At 71.4% G+C, this 16,269-nt stretch carries 13 protein-coding genes; 5 read left to right on the forward strand and 8 right to left on the reverse strand.

Features of this window, described 5'->3' with window-relative positions; all coding sequences use genetic code 11:
* Positions 1–138: 138 nt before the first annotated feature.
* On the reverse strand, positions 139–3,267 hold the full coding sequence (locus B7K25_RS09045) for a BTAD domain-containing putative transcriptional regulator (RefSeq protein WP_084105605.1): 3,129 nt from the start codon (positions 3,265–3,267) through the stop codon (positions 139–141).
* Positions 3,268–3,565: 298 nt separating this feature from the next.
* On the opposite strand from B7K25_RS09045, the gene B7K25_RS13750 reads away from it, so the two are divergent.
* Together B7K25_RS13750 and B7K25_RS09050 are read left to right on the forward strand one after the other, a co-directional pair.
* On the forward strand, positions 3,566–3,733 hold the full coding sequence (locus tag B7K25_RS13750) for a hypothetical protein (RefSeq protein WP_159450170.1): 168 nt from the start codon (positions 3,566–3,568) through the stop codon (positions 3,731–3,733).
* 154 nt (positions 3,734–3,887) lie between these two features.
* Positions 3,888–4,289: a hypothetical protein gene (locus tag B7K25_RS09050; RefSeq protein ID WP_084105607.1), complete on the forward strand. Its 402-nt coding sequence runs from the start codon at positions 3,888–3,890 to the stop codon at positions 4,287–4,289.
* Positions 4,290–4,370: 81 nt separating this feature from the next.
* Here B7K25_RS09050 and B7K25_RS09055 read toward each other — a convergent pair whose 3' ends face one another.
* Both B7K25_RS09055 and B7K25_RS09060 read right to left on the reverse strand, forming a co-directional pair.
* On the reverse strand, positions 4,371–5,507 hold the full coding sequence (locus B7K25_RS09055; RefSeq protein WP_234988150.1) for an SDR family NAD(P)-dependent oxidoreductase: 1,137 nt from the start codon (positions 5,505–5,507) through the stop codon (positions 4,371–4,373).
* 17 nt (positions 5,508–5,524) lie between these two features.
* Positions 5,525–7,213 carry an FAD-binding protein gene (locus B7K25_RS09060; RefSeq protein ID WP_084105609.1) on the reverse strand — a complete coding sequence of 563 codons (1,689 nt, stop codon included), beginning with the start codon at positions 7,211–7,213 and terminating at the stop codon, positions 5,525–5,527.
* A 61-nt stretch (positions 7,214–7,274) separates the two neighbouring features.
* Here B7K25_RS09060 and B7K25_RS09065 point away from each other — a divergent pair, with 61 nt between their 5' ends.
* Together B7K25_RS09065 and B7K25_RS09070 are read left to right on the forward strand one after the other, a co-directional pair.
* Positions 7,275–7,841 carry a TetR/AcrR family transcriptional regulator gene (locus tag B7K25_RS09065; protein WP_084105888.1) on the forward strand — a complete coding sequence of 189 codons (567 nt, stop codon included), beginning with the start codon at positions 7,275–7,277 and terminating at the stop codon, positions 7,839–7,841.
* A gap of 35 nt (positions 7,842–7,876) precedes the next feature.
* Positions 7,877–8,314: a hypothetical protein gene (locus B7K25_RS09070; RefSeq protein ID WP_084105611.1), complete on the forward strand. Its 438-nt coding sequence runs from the start codon at positions 7,877–7,879 to the stop codon at positions 8,312–8,314.
* A 32-nt stretch (positions 8,315–8,346) separates the two neighbouring features.
* On the opposite strand, the gene mnmA is transcribed toward B7K25_RS09070, so the two are convergent.
* The 5 genes from mnmA to B7K25_RS09095 form a co-directional block, all read right to left on the reverse strand.
* Positions 8,347–9,432, reverse strand: coding sequence for a tRNA 2-thiouridine(34) synthase MnmA (mnmA, locus tag B7K25_RS09075; RefSeq protein WP_084105613.1), 1,086 nt, complete (start codon positions 9,430–9,432; stop codon positions 8,347–8,349).
* A 95-nt stretch (positions 9,433–9,527) separates the two neighbouring features.
* Positions 9,528–10,328: a tyrosine-protein phosphatase gene (locus B7K25_RS09080; protein WP_084105615.1), complete on the reverse strand. Its 801-nt coding sequence runs from the start codon at positions 10,326–10,328 to the stop codon at positions 9,528–9,530.
* 25 nt (positions 10,329–10,353) lie between these two features.
* A complete protein-coding gene (locus B7K25_RS09085) occupies positions 10,354–10,950 on the reverse strand; it encodes an NAD-dependent epimerase/dehydratase family protein (protein ID WP_084105617.1) in 597 nt (198 codons plus the stop codon).
* 4 nt (positions 10,951–10,954) lie between these two features.
* Positions 10,955–12,151, reverse strand: a complete 1,197-nt coding sequence (locus B7K25_RS09090; protein WP_084105619.1) for a cysteine desulfurase family protein — start codon at positions 12,149–12,151, stop codon at positions 10,955–10,957.
* A 114-nt stretch (positions 12,152–12,265) separates the two neighbouring features.
* A complete protein-coding gene (locus tag B7K25_RS09095) occupies positions 12,266–15,259 on the reverse strand; it encodes an ExeM/NucH family extracellular endonuclease (RefSeq protein WP_084105621.1) in 2,994 nt (997 codons plus the stop codon).
* Positions 15,260–15,433: 174 nt separating this feature from the next.
* Here B7K25_RS09095 and B7K25_RS09100 point away from each other — a divergent pair, with 174 nt between their 5' ends.
* Positions 15,434–16,267, forward strand: coding sequence for an oxidoreductase (locus tag B7K25_RS09100; protein ID WP_084105623.1), 834 nt, complete (start codon positions 15,434–15,436; stop codon positions 16,265–16,267).
* Positions 16,268–16,269 lie beyond the last annotated feature (2 nt).

Consider the following 16,269-nt stretch of genomic DNA (forward strand, 5'->3'; position numbering starts at 1 on the left):
GTGCCCGGGGAGGATCCTCGAGGACCTCCACCCTGGGTCGTTCTCAGGGTACGCCCGCACATCGTCGCGCGGAAGGTCGAAGCGTCCCTGGTACGGGCAGGCACGTGACGCGGAGCGAACCCCGGGCACCTGGCTACGCTAGCTCCACGCGTCGGCGGCGCTCGCTCCTCGCCCTCCGGCAGCGATGTCCGCCGGCATGCCCACGTCCGTCGCGAGTTGGGCAGCGGCGGCGAACGTCAGCAGCGCGCCGCGACCGCGAGCGGCGTCCGCCTCCCCGGGGCCGAGCGCCGCGGCGGTGCGTGCCGCCACGCCGTCGATGGCACACGGGAAGCGCCAGCGATGCGTCGGTGGCACGGTCGGCAGCGCCCCGATGAGGGCCTGCGCGGAGGCCGGGTCGCGCTCGCCGTCCGTGACGAGGAGCACCTCGATGGCGGACCCGAGCGCGCCCTTCCAGCCGAGCGCGCTGCAGGCGGCGATGCCTTCGAGCGCGTGCGCCCGGGCGACGTCAGGACGCTCTGCGGCGAGCGCGATGCGGGCGGTCACCACCACCCCAAGCGCGAGCCGCGCGCCTCGGCCGATGGCGCGCCAGCGCCGGAGTTGACGCTCGCACGCGTCGTGCCCTCCCGCGACGTCTCCGCCGAGCGCGACGAGCACGGCCTCGGTTGTCTCCGCGCGCGCGAGCAGCTCCTCGAGCCCGTGCTCGGCGGCGATGCGCGCGGCGTCGCGCTCGGCCGCGATCGCAGCCGCCTCCACGGCCGGCCAGGGAGCCCCGCCGTCGACGTGGGAGGCGATGAGCACCTCGCCGAGCATCGTCTGGAGGCCCGCCCGGGTCGCGGGTCCGCCGGCCTCGGTGGACAGCGCTACCTGGAGCCTCGACACGGCCGCGTCGTGCTCGCCCGCGTCGGCGAGCGCCCCCGCGGACCAGTAGTCGCACATCAGCGCGCCGTCGGCGTCGCCGGCCGCCTCGAAAGGCCCGCGTGCCTGATCGAGCGCGTCGAGCGCATCGGCCACACGGTGATCCATGCCGGCGAATGCCCCCGCCATGATGAGCGCGCGTGACTTCGTGACGCTGGGCGGCGACGTGGCCGCGCGAGCGAGGGCCTCGTCGAGCCAGCCTGCCTGCAGCGCGTACCGCCCGGCGTTGATCGGCGCCCAGCCGGCCCCACCGGCGACGCGCAGCAGGGTCGTGACGTCTCCCGCAGCCCGGGCGCAGTCGAAAGCCGCCTGGGAGTCGAGCACCCGCCCGGTCAGCTCGCGGTACCAGCGCGCAGTGTCACGGTCGTGGTTGGCGCCGATGCGCTCGATGACGCCGCAGATCCACGCCGTGTGGCGCTCCTCGACGGCGGGGGCGCTGTCCGCGAGCGACTCGCGCGCGAAGTCCCTCACGGTCTCGAGGAGCCGGTACCACCCGTCGCCCTCGTGCTCGAGGACCGAGTGGTCGACGAGGTCGCCCAGCGTGGCCGCGATGCTGGCGTCGGTGAGCGGCGCGCCCGCGCACACCTCCTGAGCATCGGCCACCCTGAACGCTCCCGCGAAGACGGCGACGCGCTCGAGGAGAGCACGTTGCGGTGCGGTCAGCAGCGAGAAGCTCCAGGCAGTCGTCGCCCGGAGGGTTCGGTGGCGCGGGTCCTCGTCGCGGCTCGGGGCGGCGAGCAGGTCGAAGCGCGCGGACAAGCCGTCATCGATGTCGTCCAGGCTCAGCGACCCCGCGCGGCCCGCCGCGAGCTCGAGCGCGAGCGGCATGCCGTCCAATCGCGTGCAGATCCGTGCGATGGTCGCGGCGTCGGCGTCGCCCCACGCGAGCCACGGCGCAACCTGGCCCGCGCGCTCGACGAACAGCGCACCGGCGTCGCTCGCGATCACGGCGTCCCACGTGTGCTCGACGGGGACGCCCAGCGGCGGGATGCGCCACCGCTGCTCCCGCGCGACGCGCAGAGGCAAGCGACTGGTGACGAGGGTGCGCAGCTGCGGACAGCGGTCGAGCAGCGTCTCCACGAGCGTCGCGACGTCGCCCACGAGGTGCTCGCCGTTGTCGAGGACGAGCAGCGACTCCCTGTCGCCGAGCCGCGCGACGAGCGCCTCGAGCTCCGAGCGGCTGATCTGGTCCATCCCGCCCATCGCGCGCAGGCAGTGCGCCGCGAGCGCTCCGCCGTCCGTGAACCCCTGTAGGGGCACCCAGCGCACGGGCATCTCACCGCTCATCGACCACGCGACACGGAGCGCGAGCCGCGTCTTGCCGGCGCCGCCGGCGCCCGTGACCACCACGAGGCGCTCGCGCTCGACAAGCGACCTGAGGTCCGCGGTCTCCCCCTCCCGTCCGACCAGGCGCGTGCGCTCCACGGGCAGCGCCGAGCCGTTTGGGCCACGCGCCGCTCCTTCGAGACCCGCGGATGGCAGCCGCGCCGAGCCATCTGCGCCGCCTCCGGCAGTCGCCGCTGGCGTCGCCTCCACCACGGACGTGACCTTGGAAGGTGGGCCGTCGCGGTGCCCACCCTCGTCGCGCAGCATGTACTCCAGGAGCGCCGCGAGCGCCGCTCCCGGGTCGACACCGAGCTCGTCGGCGAGCTGCTCGCGCACGCGTGCATGCAACCGCAGGGCCGCAGCACGCGCTCCCGTGTCCCAGAGCGCCTCGATCGCGAGCGCCGCCACCCTCTCGTCGCACAGGTCGCGTTCGCACCACGCAACGAGCTCGCCGACGAACTCGGCGCGCCGGTCCCGCGCGGCCTCCCCTGCGAAGGCCCGCAGCCGCAGCTCGTCGCGCACCACCTCGAGTCGTGCCACCTCGTCGCGCGCGAACGGCCGGTCGATGCCGGCGTACGGCTCCCTGTCCCACCGAGCGAGCACGTCGCGGGCGCGGCGCCACTGTGCTTCGTCGTCCACGGCTCCGAGAGCCGCCGCGTCCCGCTCGAAGGCATGCACGTCGATCGCGTCGACCGGCAGGTCGAGCACGTATCCCGTGCCCGTCGTGCGGAGCACGGCCCACGCGCCATCGTGGGCGCGCTCAGGCTCGAGCATGCGGCGCAGCTGAGAGACGTAGGTCTGGATCACCTTGGGCGCCGACGGCGGGCCGGCGTCGTCCCACAGCGCGTCGTGCAGCTCCTGCAGGCCCACCGTGGAGCCACGTCGGGCGACGAGCAGCGCGAGGAGCGCGCGACGCCCGCTCCCAGGAACACCCGTCGGCACGCCGTCGAGCACCACCGCGACCTCGCCGAAGACCCGCACTCCCGGTCCGGCGTGCGGGACACCCGTTGACTGCGCGTTGACCACCGGTCGACTCCCCCCGGAGACACTCCACGGGACCGAAGCAACCGGAGGCGACGATGACCACCAGCGACCTCAACCCGCCGCGTGGAACTGCCAGTGGCACCACTGTAGCCACGCACCGGGACGGCCGTCAGGGGCAGCGACCCGCCATCGGGGTCATCTGGAGGCTGATGCTGCCCCCGATCGTGCACAGCGGGACGGGCTTCGCCCGCCTTGCCGTCGCCAAGGTCGGCACGTCACCGCGGGCCCCAGCGCCCGCGTCGGCTCTGCCCAGGTCGACACCCCACCCTCAGGAGGAATCATGACTCTCTCGACCCGCACGCGCGCATGGCTCGCCCTCGCGCTCGCCGTCGTGGCCGCCGCCGGCGCGGCGACCGTCTCGGCTGCCCTTCCCGACGAGGGCCAGATCCTGGCGCCCGTCCACGACGTCCTGTCGCCCATCGGCGGGCACGTCGTCATCCCGCACTGAGCGGGTCGGGGGCGGCGCGCCCGGCTCGCGCCCGCGCAACGGCCCTCCGGCCGTGCGCGCCGCCCCGACCTCAGCTCCCACGCGCGTCCCGCGAGCCGCGGCCGCGCAAGCCCACGCCGCGCGCGCATGCGCCCGCTCCAGCATGATGGGTCGCATGAGACGGCTCGGCGCGGCGCTCGCCGCCATGGCGCTGGTGACGGCTGGGTGCGCCAGCTCGTCGGAGGACGGCGGAGGCGAGGGTGGCGTGGACCCGGTGATCTGGTACGACTGGGACCCCAACGGGCCCGCGATGCTCGCGCTCATCTCCGGCACGCTCGTGCTCGACGATGGGTGCCTGACCATCGACGGTCAGCCCATCGCGTTGCCGCGCGACCTCGGCACGTGGGACGCGTCGACCGTGCAGCTCGTCTACGGCGATGTCACATACGCGCCGGGCGACGCCGTGTCCGCTGGCGGGGGCGGCGGCTCCATCACCGAGGAGATGACGGTGCCGGAAGGCTGCGGCCTGGCACCGGGCGACGGCGTGTTCTTCGTGCAAGATCGCTCGCTGGGCTGACGCCGCGACGTTCGAGGGCTGAGGACGGCGACGGCCGGGCGCTCCCGTGGGAGCGCCCGGCCGTCTCAGCTCTCGGGGCGGTCAGACCGCGGACCAGCCTCCGTCGGACGGAAGGATCACGCCGTTGACGTTGTGCCCGTCGTCGGACAGCAGGAACGTGATCGACGCCGCGAGCGACTCCGGCCCCACGGGCGTGGGAAGCACCGCCATGGCCTTCTGGATACGGGCCGCCGCCATGGGCGAGTCGAAGCTGGCCTCGATGCCCGTGATGACCGGGCCGGGTGCGACGGCGTTGATGCGCAGCCCCTGCGGGCCGTACATGAAGGCGCTCGACTTCGTGATGCCGACGACCGCGTGCTTGGACGCCGTGTACGCGAGACCCGCGGCCGAGCCGCGGATGCCCGCCTCCGACGTGATGTTGACGATCGCGCCGGCGTTGACGTCGAGCATCTTCGGGATCACCGCACGCGAGAGCTTGAACAGTCCCGTCGCGTTGACCGCCATGACGCGGTCCCAGATCTCGTCCGTGACCTCGTGCAGCGGGGTCATGTTGTCCATGATCCCGGCGATGTTGGCGAGCCCGTCGATGCGGTCGCCGGCGGCGGCGACCACGGCGTCCACGTCCTCCTGCTTCGTCACGTTGGCGACGACCTTCACGATGTCGCCGCCCGCGTGCTCACCGATGAACTCGTCGAGGCCGGTCTCGTTGATGTCGACCGCGACCACGCGTCCGCCCTCACGCACGATGCGCGAGGCGGTGGCCCGGCCGATGCCCGAGCCCGCTCCGGTGACGATGACGGTCTTGCCCGCGAAGCGGCCGTCGGTGACCTTCTCGACGAACTCAGGAAGCTCGATCTCGTCGTCCTCGGGCGCCGATGCGGCGGCGGGCGCAGCCGAGGCGTCACCTTCCGCGGCGGTCGAGGGGTCGTACGCCTCGGCCTTGGCGACCAGCTCGGCGATCTTCTCCTCGGTGAACTGACCCTTCGACATGGGGATGAGCCTCTTCATCGAGAAGTTCATCACGGGCTTGAGTCGCGACGGGTCTTGGCCCGCCTCGGCGAGCATCTGGCGCAGGACGGGTCCGCCCTGCGGGTGGGCGAGCCAGTCCTTCATCTTGGTGTCGCCGGACAAGCCGGTCGATCCGGGCCCTCCGGGCACGGCCGATGCGGTGGCCGCCTCGGTCGCGGGTGCTTCCTGGTCCTTCTTCTTGCCGAACACGGTCGTGTCTCCTCCTTCTAGGCGGCCGCGACGGCCGCATCCTTCTGCACTCGAGTCGCGGCGTGCTTGCCCGCGAGGTAGCCGAACACCAGCGCGGGTCCGAGCGTGGCGCCCGCTCCAGGGTAGGTGCGCCCGGCCACGGCCGCCGAGCAGTTGCCCGCGGCATACAGACCCTCGATGACCTGACCGTCGGTGTCGAGCACACGCGCGTTCTCGTCGGTGAGCAGGCCGCCCTTGGTGCCGAGGTCGCCCAGCACGATCTTCATCGCGGTGAAGGGCCCCTTGGCGATCTCGCCCAAGTTGGGGTTGGGCTTCACGCCGGGGTCCCCGTAGTAGTTGTCGTACGCGTCGTGACCGCGGTCGAAGTCCTCGTCCTTGCCCGAGCGGGCGAAGCCGTTGAACCGCTGGATGGTCGCCTTGAAGGCGTCCTGATCGACTCCGATCTTCTCCGCCAGCTCCTTGAGCGTGTCCGCCTGGACGGCGACGCCCTCCGCAAGCAGAGCCTTCTTGCCCGCGAGGAACGCGTTGTTGAGGTACTTCCGCCCGAACCGCGCGTCGAGGATCATCCACGAGTGATTGGTGCGCTCGAGGCCATGCTCGAGCATCGCGTGGCCGAAGTCGACATAGGACGTCGACTCGTCGACGTAGCGGTTGCCCTCCTGGTCGACGATGATCGAATGCGGCATCGAGCGCTCCGACACGATGAACGTCGTGGGCGTCTTCGAGGTAGGAGCCACGGAGGGGCCCCACCACGCGTCGTCCATGAGGGCGACGTCGGCGCCGTGACGCCGGCCGATCTCGATGACGCTGCCGGTGTTGTACGGGTTGCCGGACGAGTACTCGACGTCAAGCCCCTGGTACTTCTCGCGCCACTCGAGGTTGTGGTCGAAGCCACCGGCACCCAGGTGGACGCCGTGGCGGATGCGGATGCGACGCTCTCCGTGCGGGCCGTCCACGACCGCCCCGACGCAGACGCCGTCCTCGACGACGAGGTCCGTGAGGGGCGTGCTGAGCCGGACCTCGGTGCCCTGCTCCTCCTTGGCGATCCACATGAGGCGCGCAGACAGCGAGGCTCCCAACCCGGTGAGGCGCCGGCCGCTGACAGCGCCGCCGAGCGCGCGGAACACGAAGCGCGCACCGCCGACCATGCCGGACGGCGTCGACCATGCGCGCGCCAAGAGGTAGGTGTCACCAGCGAAGAGCGGGACACCCGGAGGCATGGAGTAGCGAGCGCTCTTGTAGAAGTCTCCGAACTTCTTGGCGTTGAACGGGGCGGGCTCGACCGTCCGGCCACCGGAGCGCGCGCCGGGGAGGTCCGGGTAGTAGTCGGGGTACTTCTTGGCGGTCTTCCACACCATGCCGTGACCCTCGAGCCACGAGTGCACGACCGGTGCGGTGCGCACGAAGGCCTGGCGCCGCTCGAGCGACGAGGCGGGACCCACCTCCTCAGGAGTGCCGACGCACTGGTCGAGGTACGTGAGCACGTCTTGCTCGGAGTCGGGAACTCCGATCTCCTTCATTCCGGGGTGCGTTGGCAGCCAGCAGCCACCGCCGCTCATGCCGGTCGAGCCGCCCCACTTGTCGGAGCCCTCGACGACGAGCACGCTCAGCCCCTCATCCGCTCCAGCGATCGCGGCACTCATCGCCGCCGCTCCCGTGCCGACGACCAGAAGGTCGACTTCCTCGTCCCACTTCTGCTGTGCCATCTGTGCGCCTCCCTGTTGCACTCGATACCGGACAACCTTGTCCGGTCTCTAGTCTATGACCATGAGCACGCGCGCCAGGACCAACCGCGGGCCGAGCGCCGGACCCGAGAACCGGGCCGCCCTCATCGCGGCTGCGCGCACCGTCTTCGAGGAGCGCGGCATCGACGCCCCGCTGTCCGCCGTCGCCAAGCGCGCCGGAGTGGGCCAGGGAAGCCTCTACCGCCACTTCCCCGACCGGATCTCGCTCGCCGTCGCCGTGTTCGAGGAGAACCTCGCCGAGATCGAGGCCCTCGCCTCGCGCCCTGGATCCACCCTGCGAGACGTCGTCGATCTGGTGACCTACCAGGCGGAGGCCGCTGCCGCCTTCATCGAGACCATCGCGGTCGCACGCGCAGATGCGCGCGTCAGCCAGTTCGACGCTCGCCTCCGCGCAGTGTTGGCATCCAAGTGGACGGAGGCGGAGGCCTCCGGCGCGGTACGGCCCGGAACCACGGCTGACGACCTCATGCTCGCGGTCGGCATGGTCTCGGCGAGCATCAGCCACGCCCCTCGCGACCAGCGTCACGCGGTGGCCGAACGCGCGTGGGCGCTGCTCGGTCCGGGGCTCGGGCGCATCGACGCCGGCTGACTGCGCGGCGCCTCGCCCTCACCTATCGTGGGGTCATGGATCTCCGAGCCTCCACCGGCCGCGCCGTGGTCGCGCTGCTGGGAGCCGCGGGCCTCGCTCTCGCGGGGTGCACCTCGCAGACCGGCGACCTCGAGAGCGTCGACAGCCCGCTGGCACGCTACGACTGGGACGCGACCAGCGGCATGTCGGCCCTGCTTGAGGGCACTCTGACGCTTCACGACCAGTGCATCTACGTCGCGAGCGACACGGGCGAGGTCGTGGCCGCGTTCCCCCGCTCGCTCACGCGCTGGGACGCCGACGCACAGACGCTCTTCTTCGACGAGACCCCCTACGCGATCGGCTCGCCCATCGCCGCGGGCGGCGGCTTCATCCAGCCCTCGGACGACATCGAAGGGCTGTCGATCCCGACGGCGTGCGACCTCGGCGAGTACGGCGAAGTCTTCCTCGTCCAGGACACGGACCTCGCGCCGTAGGCGCGACGAGACGGCCAGCGCCACAGGCGCGGCTAGAGGGCGCGAGAGGCGATCGTCGCCTGCCCCAGCACCCGGGTGCCGTCGTAGACCACGAGCGACTGGCCGGCCGCGACCCCACGCATCGGCTCGTCGAGCACGACGGTGAGGCGCGCATCGGCCCTCACCACGGTGCCCTGCACCGGGGTGCCGTGGGCGCGCACCTGCGCCTCGCAGCGCACGGGAGCGTCGGCCGAGACGTCGGGCGCGAGCCAGACGACGTCCTCGCCAGTGAGGGTCGAGACGGACAGCAGGGTCTCGGGGCCGACGGTGACGATGTTGCGGGCGGTGTCGACGCCGGTGACGTAGCGCGGGGCGCCGTCCGCGGCGGGACGGCCGATCCCGAGGCCGCGCCGCTGACCCACGGTGTACGCATAGGCGCCCTGGTGCTCGCCCACGACGGCGCCCGACTCGTCGACGATCTCGCCGGTGCGCTCACCGAGCGAGCGCTGCAGGAAGCCCTTGGTGTCACCATCCGCGACGAAGCAGATGTCGTACGAGTCCGGCTTGTTGGACACTCCGAGCCCGCGGGCGGCGGCCTCGGCACGCACGTGCGACTTCGATGGCGCGGTGCCGAGCGGGAACATGGACCGCGCGAGCTTGTCCGGCCCCATCACGGCCAGGACGTACGACTGGTCCTTGTCGGAGTCGGCGGCACGGTGCAGCTCGCGCACGCCGTCCTCCCGGATCTCGATGCGGGCGTAGTGGCCCGTCACGACGGCGTCGAAGCCGAGCGCCTGCGCGCGCTCGAGCAACGTGTCGAACTTGATGTGCTCGTTGCAGCGCACGCACGGGTTGGGCGTCCTGCCGGCGGCGTACTCGTCGAGGAAGTCCTTCACGACGGTGTCGTGGAACTCGTCGGACAGGTCCCAGACGTAGTACGGGATGCCGAGCTTGTCGGCGGCGCGGCGGGCGTCGTTGCTGTCCTCGATGGAGCAGCAGCCGCGCGAGCCGGAGCGGAACTCGTCGCGGTTGCGGCTGAGCGCCATGTGCACGCCCACGACATCGTGACCTGCCTCGAGGGCGCGCGCGGCCGCGACGGCGGAGTCGACTCCGCCGGACAGGGCTGCCAGGACGCGCATGTGTCACCTCTCGCTAGGACCCGACCATGGTACGCGGCGCTCGGCACTCGCCCGCCGAGGCCCGATGCGCGCGCTCGGCACGCGCGCCCGTGCGGCTAGGTCAGGAGTCGGCCGCGCAGCGCGGCGAGCGTCTCGGCGTCGCCGCCGTGCGCGAGGTACCAGCCCTCGACGCCGCCGTCGAAGGCGTCCCAGACGTCCAGGACGGTCTCGATCGCCGCGGCCGGGGCCTCGAGCACCTCGCGCGGGACCGAGGCGAGCGGCGTGTCGCCCACGTGCTTGGGCGCTCCGGCGAGCATGCGGCCGATGACGTCCGGCATGTGCCCCTGGGTGGCGTGGTAGTCGGCGACGATGAGGTCGCGGTCGACGCCCAGCAGGCTCAGGATGAGTGCCGCGGACACCCCGGTGCGGTCCTTGCCGGCCGAGCAGTGGAAGAGCACGGGGGCGTCTTCGCGCGCGACCTCGCGCACGACCTGGGTGAGGCCCGGCGCGGCTCCCGGGGCGATCATCAGCGCGTAGAGGTCCGCGAGCGAGCGGATCCGCGCCATCTCGGCGCCCGTGGGGTCGGCAGCGGCGAGGATGTCGATCTCCACCACCCGCACGCCCTCGCCCAACGGATGAGAGCCGTCCTTCTCCCCCGGCCCCCGCAGGTCCACGAGCGTCGCGGGCGGCCACGCGGCTACCGTCGTGGGGGCCGCATCGCCCGCGATGGGAGCGTCGGATCGATAGGCGATGCCCGACCTCACTCCGGGAGCGGCGTCGGCGAGGTCGCGCAGGTTGGCGAGGCGGTCGAGGGGCGGGCGCATGACCCGATGCTTCCAGACGAACGGCGCCCACGCGAGGGCGTGGCGCACTCGCATCCACACGGCGGACGCGGTCGTGCGTGAAGCTCGCACCATGGCTACACGATCCGGAGGATGCGGTTCACGCGACGCGGGTCACGCCGGAGTCGAGGACCTCGAGGATCCCGCTGGGCTCGACCATCGCGTCCACGGTCATGCGGGCGGCCGCGTCCACGTGCAGGGCCTGGCCCGCCTTCGGCGGCTCCTCGCTCCACGTGCCCGGCCCGTAGAACCTGCCGTAGCGCAGCACGAGACCGTCCGCGTCCAGGACGGCGTGCTCGAGGTACTCGAGGGGTCGACGCGCCGGGCCAGGAGTCGCGAACGCGACCGATTGGGCGAGGACGCGGGCGCCCGCGGCACTCGCCGCTGCGATCAGGCTGTCCGTGCCGAGCGTCCGCACGCGCCCGAGCGCGCGCACCTTGAACAGCAGTCCCGCCTGCCGGTCGGGCAGGTCGGTCACCTGATGCATCACGAGATCCGGCCCCGCGGCCATGATCGCGTCTCGGGTCGCCGTCGGGTCGAGGATGTCCACCGCGACGCCCATGGCGCCCGCCGCCTCGATGGCGGCGACGTTCGAAGGCGTCCGTGTCAGCCCGACGACGTCGTGCCCGTCCGCGAGCAGCAGGGGCACGAGCCTTGCACCGATGACGCCCGTCGCGCCTGCGAGGACGATGCGCATCGGCTCAGCCGAAGACCGCGGAGTCGAAGGTGCCTGCCACCATGCGCGCGCGTTGCACGGCCTCCGGAAGCACCGCGACGAGAGCGTCGAGATCGTCCTGGGTCGTGGTGTGGCCTAGGGAGAAGCGCATGGTCGACGCCGCGTCGCGCTCGCTGCGCCCCATCGCGATGAGCACGTGACTCGCCTGAGCGACGCCGGCGGAGCATGCGGACCCGTTCGACGCCTCGACGCCGTGAGAGTCGAGCACGAACATCATCGCCTCCGCGGCGCAGCCGGGGAAGACGAAGTGCACGTTGCCCGGCAGCCGGGACGGGCCGGGCTCGGGCCCCGACAGCCGTGCGTCGGGGATCGCGTGGCGGATCCGGTCGATGAGCTGGCGCTGCAGCGCTCCGAGCCGCTCGGCCTCGGCGTCGAGGGTCGCGACCGCCTCCTCGGCGGCGACGGAGGCGGCGTGGAAGCCCGCGGCGTTGAGGGTGCCCGAGCGCACCTTGCGCTCCTGTCCCCCGCCGTGGGTGAGCGGCGTGATGCGCAGGTCGCGCCTCGCGACCAGCGCTCCCACGCCCACGGGGCCGCCGAACTTGTGAGCACTGACGGCCATGGTCGCCAGCCCTGATCCCTTGAAGTCGACCGGGACGTGACCGACCGCCTGAACCGCGTCGGCGTGCACGGGGATGTCGTGCTCGGTCGCGATGTTGACGATGTCGCGCAGCGGCTGGATCGCCCCGACCTCGTTGTTCGCCCACATGACGGAGATGAGCGCGATCTGGTCGAAGTTCGCCGCCACCTCCGCGCGTAGAGCGTCGAGGTCGACGAGCCCCTCCTCGTCCACGGGCAGCACGACCGCCGTCGCGCCGTGCTCCGCCTCGAGCCAGTGCGCCGGATCCAGGCCCGCGTGGTGCTCGATCGCGGTGGTGACGATGCGCGTGCGCCGAGGGTCCGCCTTGTGCCGCGCCCAGAACAAGCCCTTGAGCGCGATGTTGTCCGCCTCGGTGCCGCCCGACGTCCAGATCACCTCGGTCGGGTGGGCGCCGAGCGCCCGTGCCATCCGCTCGCGGGCGTCCTCGACCACGGACCGCGCCAGCCGGCCCGACTTGTGCAGCGCAGACGGGTTGCCGACCCTCGCGAGCTCCTCGACGTACGCCATGCGCGCGCTGTCCAGCATCGGCGTCGTCGCGGCGTGGTCGAGGTAGTGCGTGGCCATGAGGTCAGTCTAGGGACCCCTCCAACGCGAACGTGGGCCCACCTTCATCGTCGCGCTGAGCGAGCGAGGGAAGGTGGGCCCACGGTCATCGGACGTGACGGGGCAGTTCCGCTGCTACGACACCGTGCACGCAGCGCCGTCGAGGGTGAACTGGTCGACATCGCCGGCACCCTCGGCGGTCGAGCCGAGGAAGCCGAACGTGAGGGAGCGCCCGGGCTGGATGGTCGCGTTCCACGGCATGTTGCTGACGGTGACCGTGGATCCGGCCTGGGACGCCTGGCCGCTCCACAACTGCGTGATCTCCTCGTCGCCCGCGAACTCCCACGCCAGCTCCCAGCCGTTGATCGGCTCATCGGAGGTGTTGGTGATCCACACCTGGGAGATGAAGCCACCGGGCCACTGCCCGTTCACGGTGTACTCGACCTCGCAGATCGGCTGAGGCGTGAACAGGTCCAGGCCCACGAGCACGGGGTCGTGGTCCGAGGTCCGGTACATGTCCGGCGAATAGAGGTAGTCGAGCTGGGCGACCGACTTGTAGTCGATGTTGTAGTCCAGCACGGACACCTCGTCGGCGTTGATGTGCAGGTGCGCGGAGTCTGTGACCTGCTCGGCGAGCGATGCGGACGCGAAGACGTAGTCCAGCGATCCCCACTGCCCGTCGAACACGTACGAGTAGTCCTCCGCGAGGTCGACGTAGCCGGCGTCGCGCAGGACGTCGATCGGGTCCTCCTGCGCGTACGAGTTGAGGTCGCCGATGATCATCACATCGTCGTCCTCGACGCCGGTCGGGTACGTGCCGACCCAGTCGACGAGCGCCTCGGCGCCGAGCGTGCGGGTGGCGTTCCAGCAGCTCGCGCCGTCGCCCTGGTCGCTTTCCGGGCCCGTCGAGGCGCACGATCCCTTCGACTTCCAGTGGTTGACGACCACCGTGAAGGTCTCGCCTGTGCCGGCCTCCTCGAAGGTCTGGGCGATCGACGGCCGGTTGCGCTCGTCGTCGAAGCGCTCGTCGACGCTCGAGTCGAGGATCGCGATGTCACCAGCCTCGGTCACCGCGGCGGAGTCGTAGAGCATCCCCACCCGGATCACGTCGGTGCCGACGACGCCCGTGTCGACGAAGGTCCACGTGTCCGTGCCCTCGGCGGCGTTGAGCTCCTCGGCGAGGCGCGCGAGCGGCTCGACGCCGGGGGTGTTCTCCATCTCCATGATGCCGATCACGTCGGCGTCGAGCTCGAGCAGCGCGTCGACGAGCTTGTCGGTCTGGCGCGTCACCTCGATGTCGACGGGGAGACCCTGGTCCTCGAACGGCGCGTCCGCGCCGCGGCAGTCCTGCTCGAACCCGACCGGGCCGCACACGTCGTCGGTGTACTGGATCGACAGGAAGTAGTTGAGGACGTTGAAGCTCGCGACCTTGAGGTCGCCTCCGACCCCGGGGGCCGATGCGGGACGAGGGTTGTTCGACACGAACTCACCCGGGTGCGTCTCCGGGCTCGTGGGCCGCACGCGCCACATGTTCGAGTCGCTGTAGTAGCCGTCATACGTCCACGTCAGGACGCCGGTCATCCCGGTGATCGAGTCGCCGCCGCGCAGCGGGTTGTCCGCCGTGAGGGGCTCCGTCCCGCCGCCGTAGACGATCGGGTCGGGGTTCTGGGCGTACGTCGCGTCGTCGAGCTGGATGCGCGCGAGGTCGTTCGCGGCCTGCAGCGCGTTCGCCTCCGCCCCCGGCTCCACGACCGCGGTGGGCTGGTCGAGCTTCCCGTCGACCGACAGCGAGATCTCGCCGAAGCGGCCGAGCTCGTAGAACTCGGTGACGAACAGCTCCTGCGGGAACGTCACGAGCATGCTCTCGTAGCGCTCGAGGTCCGACTGGCTGGACAGCGGCAGCTCGACCTCCGCCGGCGTGACGGACTCTCCGGTCGCTATGACCTCGAGCGAGGCGGGGTAGCCGAGCTGCGTCTGGCCGAAGCGCTCCGCGACCTCTGCGGTCACCACGACGCGATCTCCCAGCGACACGGAGTCGTTCGAGCCGTTGAAGACGAAGATGCCGTCGGAGGTCGCCGGGTCGCCGTCGGTCTCGCCATCCGGGGACTGGATCGCGAAGCCGCGCAGGGCGGGCGCCGGGCCCTCGTAGTCGCCGACCACGATGCCCTCAACCGTCACGGTCCGAGAGACGTACTCAGACTCAGCGCCCGCTCCTTGGATCACGCCGATGGGCTCGGCGATCTCTTCGAACACGGAGAACGTGGAGACCACGTCGGCGGCCATCGTGTCAGGGGTCGCGTCGACGTCCGTGACGGCCGATGCGGTCACGGTCACCGTGCACTCCTCGCCCTCGGCGAGGGGTGCGGCCGGGGTCAGGGTGTAGGAGGCCGGACCTCCCGCGAGCGCAGCGTCGACCGCGCCCGTCTCGGAGCACTCGAGGGTGATCGCGCCCTCGCCGAGATCGACGTCCTCCGAGAAGGTGACGGTGACCGCCGCATCGGCGCTCACGTCCACCGCGCCGTCGGCGGGCGCGATCGAGGACACGGTGGGCGCGACGTCGACCACGGGCCCGCCGTCGCACGAAGCCTCGTGGGACCCGAGACCGTCGTGCACCATGTCTCCCGCATCGGTCCACTCGGAGGCGTCGTACGTCGTCACGCCGGAGCACACGTCCGCGTTGCGGCGCAGCGACACGTCGACACCGAAGTTCACGCCGGCGCCCGGCTCGCCGAGGACGTCGATGCGCGAGCCGTCGTGCAGCAGCACCAACGCGTCGTTGCCGTTGAAGCTCGTCACCCCGCTGGTGATGTCGGACACGTCGGTGATCGCGTCGTTCGCCTGCGAGTTTCCGATGACGAAGACGTCGCCGTCGGCCAGCTCGCCCGAGAGGGTGACGGTGCTGTTCGGCGTGGTGTTCGCGTTCGAATAGAGCTGGACGCTGTACGCGGACAGATCGACCGTTGCGCCCGTCCCGTTGTAGATCTCGAGAGCCTTGTTGTTGCCCGTACCGCCCTCCACGTACTCGGAGAAGAACAGGTCGGTGGGGGTCTCGGCGGCGACCGGCAACGCTGAAGCCGCGGTCACCCCCAAGGCAAGAGCTACGGCGGAGGCGGTGACGCGACGATGCATGGATTCTCCCTGGTTGTCCGGTTCATCACCACGCTATGGACTCTTGTCTGAGACCGCACTCCGGGCAGGAAAACTCTGGGTGAAACCTGTGTGACAGCGATGTTGCACGGGACCTGAGACCCCCGACGCAACGCTTCGACGGGTTACCGTGACGGCAGAGGCGAAGGAGGACCCATGGCGACCTGGTTCATCACCGGATGCTCGACCGGCATCGGGCGGGCGACGGCCGCGGCAGCCGCGAGCGCCGGGCATACCGTGATCGCGACGGCGCGCCGGCCCGAGACGCTCGAGGACCTCGTCGCCGAGCACCCGCAGCGCGTCACCGCGCTCGCGCTGGACGTCACCGATCGCGCGCAGATCGCGTCAGCCGTGGAACTCGCGGAGAGGCTCACGGGCGGCGTCGACGTGGTCGTGAACAACGCGGGCGTGGGCTACTTCGCCACCATCGAGGACTCCGACCCCGGAGACGTTCGTTCGATGATGGACGCGAACTTCTGGGGGGTCGCGGACGTCACGACGGCCTTCCTGCCCCACCTGCGCGAGCGCCGCGCCGGGCACATCATCACGGTGTCCTCGATCGCGGGCGTGCGGGGCTCGGCCGGGCTCGGCTACTACTGCGCCTCGAAGTGGGCGGCCTCCGGGTTCATGGAGGCGCTGTGCAAGGAGGTGGGCCACCTGGGGATCCAGGTGACCACCGTCGAGCCGGGGCCAGTGCTGTCGCAGTGGATCCCCTCCGGCGGCAAGGTGCACGACATCCAGCCGGACTACGCCGAGGTGATGGAGCCGTACTGGGAGCGCATCGACGGGCTGCCGGGCAAGCAGCCGGGCGATCCCGATGCCCTCGCGCGCGCGATGCTCGAGGTCGCCGCCATGGAGCACCCGCCGCTGCACCTGCTCGCCGGACGCCACGCGATCACCCAGGGCCGAGCGAAGGCGGAGGCCCTGTCTGCGGAGATCGAGCAGTGGGAGGAGCTCGGGCTGTCGATCGACACCCGCGCCGCCTCGTAGCA

The sequence above is a fragment of the Demequina sp. NBRC 110056 genome, from assembly GCF_002090155.1.
Classification (GTDB): Bacteria; Actinomycetota; Actinomycetes; order Actinomycetales; family Demequinaceae; genus Demequina.